This is a genomic window from Lysobacter humi (ex Lee et al. 2017), from assembly GCF_054781815.1.
Map to the genome: position 1 here is coordinate 376,869 of NZ_BAAGTR010000001.1, position 14,253 is coordinate 391,121.

15 protein-coding genes are annotated in these 14,253 nt (G+C 70.9%); 1 reads left to right on the forward strand and 14 read right to left on the reverse strand.

Going from position 1 to position 14,253, the window contains the following annotated elements; translation table 11 throughout:
* Nucleotide 1: 1 nt before the first annotated feature.
* From mreD to ACYVJJ_RS01710, 3 genes are all read right to left on the reverse strand, one after another.
* Nucleotides 2–487 (reverse strand): rod shape-determining protein MreD, encoded by a 486-nt coding sequence (mreD, locus tag ACYVJJ_RS01700; protein WP_460830873.1) that lies wholly within the window; start codon nucleotides 485–487, stop codon nucleotides 2–4.
* On the reverse strand, nucleotides 484–1,611 hold the full coding sequence (mreC, locus tag ACYVJJ_RS01705; RefSeq protein WP_460830585.1) for a rod shape-determining protein MreC: 1,128 nt from the start codon (nucleotides 1,609–1,611) through the stop codon (nucleotides 484–486). The genes mreD and mreC overlap by 4 nt, the downstream gene beginning before the upstream one ends.
* A gap of 118 nt (nucleotides 1,612–1,729) precedes the next feature.
* Entirely contained in the window at nucleotides 1,730–2,776 is a 1,047-nt protein-coding gene (locus ACYVJJ_RS01710; protein ID WP_460830586.1) for a rod shape-determining protein, read from the reverse strand.
* A 259-nt stretch (nucleotides 2,777–3,035) separates the two neighbouring features.
* Here ACYVJJ_RS01710 and ACYVJJ_RS01715 point away from each other — a divergent pair, with 259 nt between their 5' ends.
* Nucleotides 3,036–3,971 (forward strand): carbohydrate kinase family protein, encoded by a 936-nt coding sequence (locus ACYVJJ_RS01715; protein WP_460830587.1) that lies wholly within the window; start codon nucleotides 3,036–3,038, stop codon nucleotides 3,969–3,971.
* On the opposite strand, the gene ACYVJJ_RS01720 is transcribed toward ACYVJJ_RS01715, so the two are convergent.
* The 11 genes from ACYVJJ_RS01720 to dapF all read right to left on the reverse strand — a co-directional run bounded on the left by ACYVJJ_RS01720 (nucleotide 3,956) and on the right by dapF (nucleotide 14,249).
* Entirely contained in the window at nucleotides 3,956–4,789 is an 834-nt protein-coding gene (locus tag ACYVJJ_RS01720) for an EAL domain-containing protein (protein WP_460830589.1), read from the reverse strand. The genes ACYVJJ_RS01715 and ACYVJJ_RS01720 overlap by 16 nt on opposite strands.
* A 19-nt stretch (nucleotides 4,790–4,808) precedes the next feature.
* On the reverse strand, nucleotides 4,809–5,519 hold the full coding sequence (locus tag ACYVJJ_RS01725) for a hypothetical protein (RefSeq protein WP_460830591.1): 711 nt from the start codon (nucleotides 5,517–5,519) through the stop codon (nucleotides 4,809–4,811).
* Between the two features lie 71 nt (nucleotides 5,520–5,590).
* The gene (locus ACYVJJ_RS01730) at nucleotides 5,591–5,950 is read right to left on the reverse strand and encodes a YfeK family protein (RefSeq protein ID WP_460830592.1); all 360 of its coding nucleotides are present in this window, start codon (nucleotides 5,948–5,950) and stop codon (nucleotides 5,591–5,593) included.
* A 233-nt stretch (nucleotides 5,951–6,183) separates the two neighbouring features.
* On the reverse strand, nucleotides 6,184–8,121 hold the full coding sequence (locus tag ACYVJJ_RS01735) for a M1 family metallopeptidase (protein WP_460830594.1): 1,938 nt from the start codon (nucleotides 8,119–8,121) through the stop codon (nucleotides 6,184–6,186).
* An 86-nt stretch (nucleotides 8,122–8,207) separates the two neighbouring features.
* Nucleotides 8,208–8,969 (reverse strand): bifunctional demethylmenaquinone methyltransferase/2-methoxy-6-polyprenyl-1,4-benzoquinol methylase UbiE, encoded by a 762-nt coding sequence (gene ubiE / locus ACYVJJ_RS01740; RefSeq protein ID WP_460830596.1) that lies wholly within the window; start codon nucleotides 8,967–8,969, stop codon nucleotides 8,208–8,210.
* Between the two features lie 35 nt (nucleotides 8,970–9,004).
* The gene (locus ACYVJJ_RS01745) at nucleotides 9,005–9,439 is read right to left on the reverse strand and encodes a type 2 periplasmic-binding domain-containing protein (protein WP_460830598.1); all 435 of its coding nucleotides are present in this window, start codon (nucleotides 9,437–9,439) and stop codon (nucleotides 9,005–9,007) included.
* Nucleotides 9,440–9,668: 229 nt separating this feature from the next.
* On the reverse strand, nucleotides 9,669–11,060 hold the full coding sequence (gene hslU, locus ACYVJJ_RS01750) for an ATP-dependent protease ATPase subunit HslU (RefSeq protein ID WP_460830600.1): 1,392 nt from the start codon (nucleotides 11,058–11,060) through the stop codon (nucleotides 9,669–9,671).
* An 86-nt stretch (nucleotides 11,061–11,146) separates the two neighbouring features.
* Entirely contained in the window at nucleotides 11,147–11,701 is a 555-nt protein-coding gene (gene hslV / locus ACYVJJ_RS01755) for an ATP-dependent protease subunit HslV (protein ID WP_460830602.1), read from the reverse strand.
* Nucleotides 11,702–11,820: 119 nt separating this feature from the next.
* Nucleotides 11,821–12,753, reverse strand: a complete 933-nt coding sequence (gene xerC / locus ACYVJJ_RS01760; RefSeq protein WP_460830604.1) for a tyrosine recombinase XerC — start codon at nucleotides 12,751–12,753, stop codon at nucleotides 11,821–11,823.
* Nucleotides 12,743–13,417, reverse strand: a complete 675-nt coding sequence (locus ACYVJJ_RS01765; RefSeq protein ID WP_460830606.1) for a DUF484 family protein — start codon at nucleotides 13,415–13,417, stop codon at nucleotides 12,743–12,745. The genes xerC and ACYVJJ_RS01765 overlap by 11 nt, the downstream gene beginning before the upstream one ends.
* The gene (dapF, locus tag ACYVJJ_RS01770; protein WP_460830608.1) at nucleotides 13,401–14,249 is read right to left on the reverse strand and encodes a diaminopimelate epimerase; all 849 of its coding nucleotides are present in this window, start codon (nucleotides 14,247–14,249) and stop codon (nucleotides 13,401–13,403) included. The genes ACYVJJ_RS01765 and dapF overlap by 17 nt, the downstream gene beginning before the upstream one ends.
* Nucleotides 14,250–14,253: the final 4 nt, after the last annotated feature.

Genomic DNA, 14,253 nt, shown 5'->3' on the forward strand with positions numbered 1-14,253 from the left:
CTCATCGGCGCCGCCACGAGCCGAGGCGGATGCCGTCGAGCAGGACGAAGGCGGGCGGCCACAGCAGCATGCCCACCACGGGCGCGACCCAGAACGACCACGGCAGCACCGGTTCGCCGAGCGCGACATGCAGGCCGGCGCTCACGATGCGGTCGTTGACCAGCAGCGCGCCGAGCGCGAGCGCCTGCTGGTAGAGCGGGAAGAAGCGCAGCCGCGCACGGAAGCGCTGCACGATGAAGGCGAGCACGACCAGGCGCAGTGCCTGCTCGCCGAGCAGGCCGCCATACGCGAGGTCGGCGATGATCCCGAGCGAGAACGCCGCGCCGAGCCCCACGCGCTCGGGGTCCTCGATCAGCCAGTACGTGAGCACCAGCGCGATCCAGTAGGGCCGCACCGGTTGCAGCAGGTCGCCGAGCGGGAGCAGCCCGAGCAGCAATGCGACCAGCAGGCTCGCGTAGACGATCCAGCGCGGATGGGTGCGCATCAGCGACGGCCCTCCGGTGCTGCGGGCGGTGCTGCGGGCGGCGCGGTGCCGGCCGGGCGCCCTGCGCTCGGCGCCGGCGCGGCGTGCGCCGCATCGCTGCCACCGGTGGCGGACGCCGGCGCGCTCGACGTCGATGGCGACGTGCGCAGCGGCGTCGCATCGGGCGCGGTCGTCGTCCCGCTCGCGGGGGATGTCGCGCCCTGCACCGCAGGGTCGGCGCCGGCGCCTACGGTGGGCGACGCCCCGGCGATCGGCGTCGTCCCCACCACCGGCGGGGGCAGTACGCGCAGCGGCGCCGAGCGCAGCAGCAGCACCTCGCGGCCACGATCGAGCTGCGCCGCCGGGCGCACGTCACCGGTCAGGAAGGCGCGGCTCTCGTCCGGCCGCAGGGCGACGATGCGCCCGACCGGGAACCCGGCCGGGAAACGCCCGCCCAGGCCCGACGTCACCACCATGTCGCCGACCTTGACGTCGCTCGACAGCGGCACGCTCGCCAGGCTCAGCAGGTCGTTACGTCCCGTGCCGTAGGCGACGAGGCGTACGCCGTTGCGCGCGATCGCGACCGGCACCGCGTGGTCGGGATCGGTGATCAGCAGCACGTCGGACTGCAGCGGCCCCACGCGCGTGACCTGGCCGATGAGCCCCTGCGCGTCGATCACGCTCTGCCCCACGCGCACGGCCTGCCGGTGGCCCGCATCGAGCACGATGCGCTGGCGCGTGGGGTCGAGGTCCACGTCGAGGATCGGCGCGAGCTGCGCGTCGAGCCCGCCGCGCTGTGCGGCGTCGAGCAGTGCGCGCAGGCGCGAGTTGTCGGCGATCACCGTCGACAGCCGCGCGATGCGCGCCTGCGCGAGCAGCAGCTCGCGGCGGAGCTCGACATTGCGTTCGGCGAGCTGGCTCACCGTGCCGACGTTCTCCACCGTGCTGCTCGCCAGCTGACCCGGCACCCCCGCGACGGCGCGCAGCGGCTCGGTGACGGCGGTGAGGTGCTGGCGCGCCAGGTGCACGTAGCCGCCGCGATGGTCGAGCACGACGAGCGCGATCGACGCGGCGAGGTAGGCCAGCAGCTTGAGGCTGCCGGCGGCGTCGCCGAGGCGGGGAGTCGGTGGACCGGCGTAGGGCGGCACGGAGGCGGGTCGGGACGGGATTCGAGGCGTGCGTCGCGTCGGGCGGCATCGTCCCGACGCGGTCGGCGCCGGTCGGCCGGAGCGGCGGGCGCGCGACGCACCCGCCCCTCGGACCGCTTTACTCGGGGGCGAAGAACTCGTTGCCGTGCATGTCGACCAGCTCGAGCGCGCGGCCACCGCCGCGGGCGACGCAGGTCAGCGGATCGTCGGCGACCTGCACGTGCAGGCCGGTCTCCTCGCTGATCAGGCGGTCAAGGTCGCGCAGCAGCGCGCCGCCGCCGGTGAGCACGATGCCGCGCTCGGCGACGTCCGCGCAGAGCTCCGGCGGGGTCTGTTCGAGCGCGAGGCGGATGGCCGCGACGATGCCGGCGAGCGGCTCGCGCAGCGCGTCGAGCACCTCGTTCGAGCTGATCGAGATCATCTTCGGCACGCCCTCGGCGAGGTTGCGACCGGAGACCTCCATCGTGCGGACCTCGCTCTGCGGATACGCGCAGCCGATCGTGAGCTTGATGCGCTCGGCCGTGGCCTCGCCGATCAGCGTGCCGTAGTGGCGGCGCACGTAGTTGATGATCGACTCGTCGAAGCGGTCGCCGCCGATGCGCACCGACTGCGAGTAGACGACGCCGTTGAGCGCGATGACCGCGACCTCGGTGGTGCCGCCGCCGATGTCGACGACCATCGAGCCACGCGCCTCGGTGACCGGCATGCCGGCGCCGATCGCGGCCGCCATGGGCTCCTCGATGAGGTAGACGTCGCGCGCGCCCGCCTCTTCCGCGGATTCCTTGATCGCGCGGCGCTCGACCTGGGTCGAGCCGCAGGGCACGCAGACCAGCACGCGCGGGCTCGGGCGCAGGAAGCGGCTCTTGTGCACCTTGCGGATGAAGTGCTTGAGCATCTCCTCCGTGTAGGTGAAGTCGGCGATCACGCCGTCCTTCATCGGGCGGATCGTGGTGATGTGCCCCGGGGTGCGGCCGAGCATCTGCTTGGCCTCGGCACCGACGGCGGCCACGGTGCGGTTGCTGCCCACCATGCGGTCCTGACGGACCGCCACGACCGACGGCTCGTTCAGGACGATGCCCTGGCCGCGGACATAGATCAGGGTATTGGCCGTGCCCAGGTCGATGGACAGGTCATTCGAGAAAATGCCGCGAAACTTCTTCAACATCGGGGGAATGGCCCTGAAAGGGTGACGCCGAGCGCGGCGCGGGCAGGACCGCGCGAGGGCCGCCAGCGTAGCGCCCGCCCCCCTCGGGAGCAAGGAATCACGGGCTCTTCACGGCGCTTTCTGCCGCCTCGGGTCACACAGCGGCCGGACTCGCGGTTCAGGCGACATTGGGCGTGATCCGCCGCTGGCCGACGGATGGGCCAGCCGCTACCCTACGCGCCGCGCCGCGCTGGGCGCGGTGCCTGGGGAATCCTTCCGAATGTCTGCCCTGATCTGCGGGTCGCTGGCCTACGACACCATCATGGTGTTCCCGGACCAGTTCAAGAACCACATCCTGCCGGACAAGGTGCACATCCTGAATGTGTCGTTCCTGGTCCCGCGGATGCGCCGCGAGTTCGGCGGCTGCGCCGGCAACATCGCCTACAACCTCAAGCTGATCGGCGGCGATCCGATCCCGATGGCCACCGTCGGGCAGGACTTCGGCCCCTATCGCGACCACTTCGAGAAGTGCGGCATCCGCCTCGACCAGGTCCGCGTGATCGAGGACATGTTCACGCCGCAGGCGTTCATCACCACGGATCTGGACAACAACCAGCTCACCGCCTTCCATCCGGGCGCGATGAGCCGCTCGCACGACAACCACGTGCGCGACGTCGACGGCGTCACTTTCGGCATCGTCGCCCCCGACGGCCGCGACGGCATGCTGCAGAACGCGCAGGAATTCCACGACTGCGGGATCCCCTTCATCTTCGACCCCGGCCAGGCGATGCCGCTGTTCAATGGCGACGAATTCCGCCACTTCATCGAGCTGGCCGACTACGTGGTGGTGAACGACTACGAGTCGAACCTGCTGCAGGAGCGCACGGGTTGGGACGAGCAGACCATCGCCTCCAAGGTGCGCGCCTACATCACCACGCGCGGCCCGCGCGGCTCGCAGATCTTCTGCGATGGCGACATGCACGAGGTCCCGCCGGCACGCGAGCGCGACGTCGTCGATCCGACCGGCTGCGGCGATGCCTATCGCGCGGGCCTGATCCTCGGCCTGATGCGCGGCTTTGATCTGCCCACGTGTGGCCGCATGGCCTCCCTGATGGGCGCGCTGAAGGTCGGCCACGCCGGCACGCAGAACCAGCGCTTCACCTACGAGGAATTCGCCGCGGAATACCGCGAGCAGTTCGGTCACGCGTTGGGCTGAGTCCGCGCATGCGTGGGCGGCGTGGATGCGCCGCCCCGCTCGAGCACCGACCAGTCGGGCTCGACCAGCTCGCCCAGCCGCGGACGCGCGAACAGGTAGCCCTGGAAGAGTTCGATGCCGACGCCGCGCAGCCAGTCGAGCTCGCCGCGCGTCTCAACGCCTTCCGCGAGCAGTCGCGTGCCCATGCGCGCGGCCATCGCCGCCACGCCCTCGACGATGGCCTGCTTCGCCGGCGTCGAATCGATGTCACGCACCAGCTCGAGGTCGAGCTTGATGATGTGCGGCTGGAACTGCGCGAGCAGCGCGAGGCCCGAGAAGCCGGCGCCGAAGTCGTCGATCGCGGTGGTGAAGCCGCGCTGCGCGTAGTAGCCGAGCACGCCGAGCGCGTGCTTCGGATTGGTGATGCGCTCGCCCTCGGTGAGCTCGAACATCAGGCGTGCCGCATCGAAGCCCACGCGATCCGCCGCGGCGAGCGTCAGGCGGATGCAGTTGGCCGGCTCGTAGACGGCGTTCGGAATGAAGTTGATCGACAGCCGCGTGCGCATGCCGAGTTCGGCGGCGGTCGCGATCGCGAGTACGCGGCAGGTCTGGTCGAAGCGGTAGAGCTGGTCGGGATGCACCTGCCCGAGCACCCAGCCGGCGCCCTCGCCCTGCGGCCCGCGCACCAGCGCCTCGTAGGCGAAGACGTCGCGGTGCGCCACGTCGACGATCGGCTGGAACGCCATGCGCAGGTCGATGGGGAACGGGGCATCGGTGTCCCGGCAGCGCAGGCAGCCGTGCATCGAGGCATCGTCGGCGAAGAATCGGCTCAGGTACATGGGCGTCCCGCCTCCTTGGTCACCAGCCCGGCATGCGCCCGGCGTCGAGGCCGGCGACCTCGAAGACCGCCTCGCGCGTACCGCGCCCCTTGATCGGCAATGCGATCACCAGCTCCTTCGCGCCGCGCACGGTGCGCCACAGCGCGCGCTCGTCCTCGACGAACATCGCGATCGCCTCGTCGGTCCTCGGCCGGCTGCCGGCCATCGAGCGCGCCTTGCCGTCGACGCGCATCTTCAGGCTGCAGCCGCCGTAGCAGTCGAAGTCGCCGGAATCGATCACGAGATAGCTGCTGCGGCCCCATTCGGGGTGGTCGCGGAAGATCAGGCGCACCTGGCTCTTGGCGAGGCCCGCGTCGATCGGCTCGCGCGCATAGATCGCGGCGGTCACCTGCTCGCCCTTTCCGGCGGGCACGCGCTGGTAGTCCCAGAGGCCGGCCAGGCGCGCATCCTCACGGGCCGCCTCGGCCTTGGCCTTCGCTTCGGCATGGCGGTCGGCGATCCGGCGCGCGGCCTCGCTCTGCGGATGCCGTGCGATGAGCACGTCACCCTGCGCACGTGCGAGGTCCCAGCGGCCGGCGGCGAAGTGCGTCTCGAAATCGCGCTCCATCTGCGTCGCTTCGGCCGCCGCGCTCGACGCCTTCGCGGCTTCGGCGGCCTTCGGATCGGGGCGCGGCCCGCAGGCGGCAAGGGCCAGGGCGAGAAACGGCACGAGCAGGACGCGGGCGGTCATAGGCATCGCGACGGCGGGTCGGAGCACCACCTTAGCAGCCCCCGGCGCGAACGCCGGATGCAGGGCGGGTGTCAGCGTCCCGCGCGCAGCCGTGCCAGCTCGCGCTCGAACCAGGCGCGGCTCGGCTGCGCCGGTGCGGTGCCGCAACGCACCTGGTAGGGGCGGCCGGTCATGCTGCTCTTCGTCGCGGCGAGCTCGATGAACTGCTCGGTGCTGCGCACCGCGTCGCGGTCGCGCAGGTAGGCGTACTTGCGGCGCAGGTGCTCGCGCGCACGGGGCGCCTCGTACCACGTGCCGTTGCGGCTGAAGCGGCAGCCCGAGCGCTCGAGCGCGGTGAACAGACCCTCGATCTCGCGCTCCACGGCGGGCGGCGGTGCGGCGGCGGCGAGCACCGGGGCGAACAGGAGCGCGATGGCGATCAGGCGGGTCATCAGGGTCTCGACCAGGTGTCACGCCGGCGACGCGGACGGGCGTGAATCGTCGGCGATGGCGCCTGCACAGGACCCGAATACGCGTCGGTCGCGCCACTCCCGCAGCTTGCGAGCAATGGCGCCATGTGCCGCGCGGCTCGACGTGCATCGCGAACTCGAGGAAGCCGCCGTCGAGCCCACGCGACGGCCGATTCCGCGGCGCGCCCGCTCCGGCCGGAGCGGGCGCCGTTCGGTTACTGCGCGGGGCCCGCGGCCGACAGCGTCTGCTCGACCGAGCCGGTGGTGATCGGGTGGTAGCCCGGCCGCGCCTTCGCGAAGACCTCCTGCGCGAACTTCAGGCCGTCGGGCGTCTTCGCCAGCTCGGTGTACGTCGGCATGATCAGCTTGCGACGGCCGATGCGCTGCAGGAACTCGCCCATCGCCGGGCGTGCGGCGGTGTAGCCGCTGCGCACGGTGAGCGGGTACCAGCGTTGCGCGATCTCGCCGTTGGGCGTGCCGGTGAACTTGAACGCCGCATCCAGCGCCGCGAGGCGCGCCGGCTCGAGCGTCTCGGGCATGCCCTCGATGAAGTGCACCCACTCCTGCGTGGTCCACTTCGCGGTCGCCGCCTTGTCCGGCAGCGCGCCGCCGTCGAGCCAGGCCTTGCGCGCGGCGTCGACGGCGTCGAAGCGCGCCGACACCGTCTTGGGTGCGAACTCGGGCACGCCCGGCGCGTACAGCCAGGCATCGAACTCGGCCTGCGTGACCTTGCCCGGGTACTTGTCGAGCAGGTTCTTCTTCGCGAAGTCGACGAACTGCTGCGTGGTGATCGACTGGAACGCGAAAGTGTCGAAGTAGCTGCGCAGGAAAGCGTCGAACTCGGCACGGCCGAAGCGCTGCTCGAGGAACTGCAGCATCCACGCGCCCTTGGTGTAGACGGTGCCCGTCAGGTTCTCGTCCGGGTCCTTCAGCACGCCCGGCTTCACCGCGAGCGACTGCAGCGCCACGTTCTCGGCCGTGAACTCCTCGCGCAGGCCGTTGCGCTCGATCACGTTCTCCATGTCGGCGCGTTCCTTGCCGAACAGCTCCTCGATGATGCGGTTCTCCACGTACGAGGTGAACCCCTCGTTGAGCCAGGCGTCCTTCGACGTCGCGAACGTGACGAGGTTGCCCGACCAGCTGTGCGCGAGCTCATGCGCGATCAGCGCCACGAGCGACTTGTCGCCGGTGATCACCGTCGGCGTGGCGAACGTGAGGCGCGGATTCTCCATGCCGCCGTACGGGAACGACGGCGGCAGCACGAGGATGTCGTAGCGGCCCCAGCGATACGGGCCGTACAGGCGCTCGGCGGTCTGCATCATGCGGCCGGTGTCGGCGAACTCGGCGGCGGCCTTGGGCGCCATCGACGGCTCGGCCCAGACGCCCGCGCGGTCGGTGATCGGCTGGAAGACCATGTCGCCCGCGGCGATCGCCAGCAGGTAGGACGGGATCGGCTGCGGCATGGTGAAGCTGTAGTCGCCGTCGCGCACGGCCTTCGGATCGTTGTCCGCGCTCATCAGCACCATCGTGTCCTTCGGTGCGGTCACGTGCGCCGTGTAGGTGAAGCGCACGATCGGCGTGTCCTGGATCGGCACCCACGAGCGTGCGTGGATCTGCTGCGACTGGCTGAACATGAAGGGCTTGCCGCCCGCCGTCATCGTCGGCTCGAGCCACTGCAGGCCCGAGGCCGTCGGTGCGGTGCGATAGGTGATGCGGATGCGCTTGTTGCGCTCGGGCGCGGCGATCGTCAGGCGGCTGCCGAGGATCTTGTCGCCGGGATCGAGCGTGTGGACGAGGTCGACCCAACGCCCGTCGGCGCGCTCGCCGACCACCTTCTCGATGGTGAGGTCGCGCGTGTCGAGCACGAACTTGCCGTACTTGGGGTCGAGCCAGTCGAGCGTGTAGGTCGCGCTGCCGGCGAGCTGCTTCTTCTCGAAGTCGACCGCGAGCTCGAGCGCGAGGTCCTTGGTGCGGACCTTGGTCGGCTCGGCATAGGAATGCTCGTCGGGGCGCTCGGCGGCCTGCTCGACGGGCGGCGTGTTCGCGGCGGCGGGCGTCGCACCGGCCGCAGGGGCGGCGTCGCGCTGGCAACCGGTGGCGAGGGCGGCGGCGAGGCCGAGGGCGAGCAGGGACGGCAGGAGCGTGGCGCGCATGGAGGGGATCCGTCGGACGATCCCCCGAGTTTACTGCGGCGGCCGGTACCGTCGCCGTGCGCGGCGTGGCGGTCCCGGCAGGTCGCTCAGGCGCGGTAGCCGGTGTGCACGGCGACGATGCCGCCCGACAGGTTGCGATACCCGGCACGCGCGAAGCCGGCGGCCTCCATCATGCCGCGCAGCTCGTCCTGCGGCGGGTGCTTGCGGATGCTCTCGGCCAGATACCGGTAGCTCGCCTCGTCGCCCGCGATCATCGCGCCGAGCTTGGGCAGCACGTTGAACGAGTGGAAGTCGTAGAGCGGACGGAACCAGTCCTGCGTGACCTTCGAGAACTCGAGTACGCGCGCCTGCCCGCCGGGGCGCAGCACGCGATGCATCTCGCGCAGCGCGGCGTCCTTGTCGGTCACGTTGCGAAGGCCGAACGCGATCGTGACCAGGTCGAACGCGCCATCCGGAAACGGCAGCGCCTGGGCATTGCACTGCACCCACGACAGGCCGCGCACGCGGCCCCGATCGGTGGTGCGGTCGCGCCCCACGCGGAGCATGTCGCCATTGATGTCGCCGACGACCACGCTGCCCGCCTCGCCCACCCGCTCGCGCAGCAGCAGGGCGATGTCGCCGGTGCCACCGGCGAGATCGAGCACGCGGTGTCCCGGGCGCACCTGCGCGGTCGCGACGAAGTAACGCTTCCACAGCCGGTGGATGCCGAACGACATGAGGTCGTTCATCACGTCGTACTTGTCGGCGACGGACGAGAACACCTCGCCGACGAGGCGCTGCTTCTCGCCGACGGGGACGTCGCGGTAGCCGAAGTGGGTGGTGCCCGGGTGCCGGTCGTGATCGCTCATGCGGCGATTATCGCACCCGGCGGTCGCGCGCGGCTTCAGGTCCCCACGTCCACGTCGTTCTCGGATTCGGCACAGCCCAGCTGCTCGAGCGCGAGCGACATCGCGAGCGTGTAGCTGTGCGCGGCATAGCCGTTCACCAGCGCCACGCGTGGGCCGGCCCCGTCGGGCAGAACCGGTTCGGGAGCGTCGTGCGAATCGGCATGCACCTCGATGTAGGGCACGTCGAGCGCGCCGAGCGTCGACTCCAGGCGGTCGCCGGCGCGCCGGCCCGGGTCGAGCAGGATGATGTCCGCCTGCCCGCGGTCGATGCGCGCGAGTCGCTCGACGAGCTGCGCCTCGCTGCCGCAGCGGTAGTGCTCGAGCACCTGCCCGGCCTGCCGTGCGCGGCGCGCGAGCATCTCCTGCACGCGCCCGTCCGGCATGCGGTTGGCGCCCTCGTGCTGCGGCCCCTGGATCATCACGATCGCCATCGATATCTCCTCGCAGGGGCCTCGGCACGGAGCACCGATCCGACCCGCCGCATTGGGGTCGAATCTAGGAAGCCCGATGTGCACGTCGTATCGAAAGACGCGCCCATGTCGCCGCGAATACCTGCAGGAACATGAACGTTCACATCGGCGACAGGGGCCTGTCCGGTTCAGCGATGACGTGCACGCGTGAGTGGGTGCCGCATCACGAGGCCCGTGGCGCGGCAGATCGTCAGAGGATGTAGCGCGACAGGTCGGGATCCTTCACCAGCGCACCCAGGTGCGCATCGACGTAGTCGCGGTCGATCGTCACCGCCTGGCCTCCACGGTCCGGCGCCTCGTAGCTGAGCGCATCGAGCAGGCGCTCGAGTACCGTGTGCAGGCGCCGCGCGCCGATGTTCTCCTGCCGCTCGTTGATCTGCGCGGCCAGCTCCGCGAGGCGCTCCACCGCATCCGGCGCGAACGCGAGCTCCAGGCCCTCGGTGCGCATCAGCTCGACGTACTGCGTGGTGAGCGAGGCACGCGGCTCGGTGAGGATCCGAACGAAGTCGTCCTTCGACAGCGACGACAGCTCCACGCGGATCGGGAAGCGGCCCTGCAGTTCCGGGATCAGGTCGCTCGGCTTGGCGAAGTGGAAGGCGCCCGAGGCGATGAACAGGATGTGGTCGGTCTTGATCGAGCCGTACTTGGTGCTCACCGTCGAGCCTTCGACGAGGGGCAGCAGGTCGCGCTGCACGCCCTCGCGCGAGACGTCGCCGCCGGTCGCATTGGACTCGCCGCGCTTGGCGACCTTGTCGATCTCGTCGATGAAGACGATGCCGTGCTGCTCGCACGCCTCGATCGCGGCCTCGCGGACGTCGTCCTCGTTCACGAGGCGACCGGCCTCCTCCTCGATCAGCATCGAGCGCGCGGCGCGGATCGTCATGCTGCGACGGTGCGTCTTCGCGCCGGCGACCTGCGAGAACATCTGGCGCAGCTGCTGGCCCATTTCCTCCATGCCGGGCGGCGCCATGATGTCGACGCCGACGTTCACCGCGCTCTCGATCTCGATCTCGCGCTCGTCCAGGCTGCCGCTGCGCAGCTGCTTGCGCAGCTTGCCGCGCGTGGCTTGGTACTTCTTCTCCTCCTCGGCCTCGTCGTCATGCGGCTGGGTGTCCTCGAAGCCGAACACCGGGCCCTTCTCGCGGCGCGGCAGCAGCGCGTCGAGGATGCGTTCCTCAGCGCGCTCCTCGGCCTGCGTGCGCACCTTCGTCTTGGCCTGCTCGCGGTACATCTTGACGGCGGTGTCGGCGAGATCGCGCACGATCTGCTCGACGTCCTTGCCGACGTACCCCACCTCGGTGAAGCGCGTCGCCTCCACCTTCACGAACGGCGCGTTCGCGAGCGTGGCCAGGCGCCGCGCGATCTCGGTCTTGCCGACGCCGGTCGGCCCGATCATGAGGATGTTCTTCGGCATCACCTCGTTGCGCAGCTCGGGCTCGAGCTGCATGCGCCGCCAGCGGTTGCGCAGCGCGATGGCGACCGCGCGCTTGGCTTCCTGCTGGCCGACGATGTGGCGGTCGAGCTCCTGCACGATCTCGCGCGGGGTCATGGTGGCACTGCTGTTGTCGGGCTTGATCGGCATGGTTCCGGGCTCGTGGGCGGGATCGGGGCGCGCGATGCGGCGCGGCGGCGCGACGCATGCAGCGCGTCGCTGCCACCGCCGCTGCATCACGACAGCTCTTCGACCACCAGGTTGCGATTGGTGTAGATGCAGACGTCGCCGGCGATGTTGAGCGCTTCGGTGACGACGGTGCGGGCGTCCAGCGCGGTATGCGCCATCAATGCACGCGCCGCCGACAGCGCGTAGGCACCGCCCGAGCCGATCGCGACGATGCCGTCCTCCGGCTCGATCACGTCGCCGGTGCCGGAGACGATCAGCGAGGTCTCGCGATCGGCCACGCACAGCAGCGCTTCGAGCTTCCCGAGGCGGCGCTCGGTGCGCCAGTCCTTGGCCATCTCGACCGCCGCACGGGTGAGCTGGCCGTGCTTCTCGAGCTTCGACTCGAACAGCTCGAACAGGGTGAACGCATCGGCCGCGGCGCCGGCGAAGCCCGCGAGCACCTGGCCCTCCCGCCCGAGGCGGCGCACCTTGCGCGCATTCGCCTTCATGACGGTGTGGCCGAGCGTGACCTGGCCGTCGCCACCGACGGCGACGCGGCCCTCGCGACGGACCGAGAGGATCGTGGTCGCGTGGAAGACGTGGGGATTACGACTGGGGTCCATCGGGGCTCCGGGGGCGCGGCACGGGTGCGCGTCCGAAGGAGGTGAGGGTCGCGGGACCTGCGTTCAAGTCGTGCGACGGCGGGCGGTAATACAGAGCAACGCGTCCGACCGCGGCGCGCTCACGCGGGTTCGTCGTCGTCGCGACCCGCCGGCTTGCGTCGAGCGCGAGGATGCGCGGCGTCGTAGACCTTCGCCAGGTGCTGGTAGTCGAGGTGCGTGTAGATCTGCGTGGTGGCGAGGTCGGCATGGCCGAGCAGTTCCTGCACGCCGCGCAGGTCGCCCGAGGATTCGAGGATGTGGCTCGCGAACGAGTGCCGCAGCATGTGCGGATGCACGGGCTTGAACAGACCCTGCCGCGCCGCGAGCTGGCGCACGCGCAGCTGCACGGCGCGCGGGGTGATCGGTGCGCCGCCGCGGCCTGGAAACACCGGGTCGTCGACCTTGGCACCCGTGGATGCGCGCCAGGCGGCGAGCGCGGCGCGGGCATGCGTGCCGACGGGCACCACCCGCTCGCGACGGCCCTTGCCGTGCACCGTCACCAGGCCGTCGTCGAGGTCGAGCTGCGCCCAGCGCAGTCCGCACAGCTCCGACAGGCGCAGGCCCGAGGAATAGAACAGCTCCAGCAGCGCGCGGTCGCGCAGGCCCAGCGGCGCGTCGGAGGCGGTTTCGACGAGCTGCTTCGCCTCGTCCGGATCTAGCACCTGCGGGAGCTTGCGCGGCGCCTTGGGCGCGCGGACGCCCGCCGCGGGATTGGCCGCGATACGGCCGTGGCGCAGCAGCCAGCCGTAGAAGCTGCGGCAGGCCGACAGCCGCCGCTGCAGGGTCTTCGGCGCGCAACCGCGACGATGCTCGTCGGCGACGAAGCCGCGCAGTGCCTCGCCGTCGACCGCGTCGATCACGACCGCACGCGCATCGGCCCAGCCCGCGAGCGCGGCGAGGTCGCGGCGATACGCATCGAGCGTATGCGGCGACACCTGGCGCTCGCCCGCGAGATGCGCGAGGTAGGCGTCGACGGCCGGCGGCAGCGCCGGCACGGGCGTATCAGCCGGCATACCTCGCCAGCGCGGCGGCGAAGGCCTCGCCCATCATGCGCAGGAACAGCGTGCCCATGCCCGGATAGAAGCGGTTGGGATGCCGGCTGCCAACCGCGATCAGTGCGGCACCGGGCGCGGTGAACAGGGCGGTGGACTGCACCTCGTCCGCGCGATCGCCGTAGAGCAGCGCCTGCTTGGCGGGCTGCAGGCGGCCGCAGAGCGGTTCGTCGCCGGCGAGGAAGTCACGGAACGGCTCGAGCCGCGCATCGCCTTCCGGAATCACCTGCAGCCAGTCGTGCTCGCCCATGCCTGCCACGGGGCGCAGCAGCACGATGCGCACGAGATCGCCCTGGAAGTCCTCTTCCAGCGACGCCGCCATCGCCGCCAGCGTGCCCGCCGCGTCGGTCTGCCGCATCAGCGCGAGGGTGAGCTGGTGGATGCGCACCGACAGCCGCTCGTTCTCCTGCGCATTGCCGAACAGCTCCTGCAGGCGACGCGTGAGCTCGCGGTTCTTCTCGCGCAGCACTTCCACCTGGTAGCTCGCGAGCGAGGCGGCGGGGCCGGCCTCGCGGGGCACCACCAGCGTGGCGGCGAGGTCCGGGAACTGCTTGAGGAACGCCGGATGGTTGCGCAGCCAGGCGGCGACCTGGTGCGCGCCAAGGGCGTCAGTCGCGTCGGTCATCGAGCCAGTCCCCTTCGAAAACGAATGTGGTGGGCCCGAGCATGCCGAGGCTCGCCTCGTCGCTCGGCCAGTCGATGCGCAGGTCGCCGCCGAGCAGCGAGACGGTCACCTCGCGATCGACGCGCCCGCGCCGCATGAAATGGGCGGCCGCGGCGCAGGCGCCACTGCCGCAGGCATGGGTCTCGCCGACGCCGCGCTCGAACACGCGCAAGCGGATGCGCCCGCGGTCGAGCACGCGCGCGAAGCCGACGTTGACGGAATCGGGAAACGCGGGATGCCGCTGCAGGGCGGCACCGACGGTCGCGACCGGATACATGTCGAGGTCGTCGACCTCGACCACCGCATGCGGATTGCCCATCGACACCGCGCCGAAGCGAAGCTCGCGGCCGGCGACCTCGACCCGGTACTCCGCGGCCTCGTCGAAGCCCTCGAGCGGGATCGCGACGGGCGCGAAGGCCGGGCGGCCCATGTCGAGCCGCACCTGTCCGCCGTCGAAGCATTCGACCGCATGGCGGCCGGTCGGGCTGTCGACGTCGAAGCGTGCGGGCAGCGGCGTGCCGCGCGCCTCGCCATCGCGGCGCACCCATGCGGCGACGCACCGCGCGCCGTTGCCGCACTGCTTCGCGACCGAGCCGTCCGCGTTCCAGATGCGGTACGCGGCGATGGCGCCGGCATCGCGTGCGGCCTCGATCGTGAGGATCTGGTCGCAGCCCACGCCGAAATGGCGGTCCGCGAGGCGGCGGCACTGCGTCGGGGTCGGGGGCACCGCACCGTCGCGCAGGTCGAGCACGACGAAGTCGTTGCCCGCGCCGTGCATCTTGGAAAAGCGCATCAGT

Bases quoted from the DNA above. Each gene is read 5' to 3' on its own strand.
- ACYVJJ_RS01710 (WP_460830586.1), bottom strand. From the start codon at position 2,776: ATGTTGAAGAAGTTTCGCGGCATTTTCTCGAATGACCTGTCCATCGAC.
- ACYVJJ_RS01715 (WP_460830587.1), top strand. From the start codon at position 3,036: ATGTCTGCCCTGATCTGCGGGTCGCTGGCCTACGACACCATCATGGTG.
- ACYVJJ_RS01720 (WP_460830589.1), bottom strand. From the start codon at position 4,789: ATGTACCTGAGCCGATTCTTCGCCGACGATGCCTCGATGCACGGCTGC.
- ACYVJJ_RS01725 (WP_460830591.1), bottom strand. From the start codon at position 5,519: ATGACCGCCCGCGTCCTGCTCGTGCCGTTTCTCGCCCTGGCCCTTGCC.
- ACYVJJ_RS01730 (WP_460830592.1), bottom strand. From the start codon at position 5,950: ATGACCCGCCTGATCGCCATCGCGCTCCTGTTCGCCCCGGTGCTCGCC.
- ACYVJJ_RS01735 (WP_460830594.1), bottom strand. From the start codon at position 8,121: ATGCGCGCCACGCTCCTGCCGTCCCTGCTCGCCCTCGGCCTCGCCGCC.
- ubiE (WP_460830596.1), bottom strand. From the start codon at position 8,969: ATGAGCGATCACGACCGGCACCCGGGCACCACCCACTTCGGCTACCGC.
- ACYVJJ_RS01745 (WP_460830598.1), bottom strand. From the start codon at position 9,439: ATGGCGATCGTGATGATCCAGGGGCCGCAGCACGAGGGCGCCAACCGC.
- hslU (WP_460830600.1), bottom strand. From the start codon at position 11,060: ATGCCGATCAAGCCCGACAACAGCAGTGCCACCATGACCCCGCGCGAG.
- hslV (WP_460830602.1), bottom strand. From the start codon at position 11,701: ATGGACCCCAGTCGTAATCCCCACGTCTTCCACGCGACCACGATCCTC.
- xerC (WP_460830604.1), bottom strand. From the start codon at position 12,753: ATGCCGGCTGATACGCCCGTGCCGGCGCTGCCGCCGGCCGTCGACGCC.
- ACYVJJ_RS01765 (WP_460830606.1), bottom strand. From the start codon at position 13,417: ATGACCGACGCGACTGACGCCCTTGGCGCGCACCAGGTCGCCGCCTGG.
- dapF (WP_460830608.1), bottom strand. From the start codon at position 14,249: ATGCGCTTTTCCAAGATGCACGGCGCGGGCAACGACTTCGTCGTGCTC.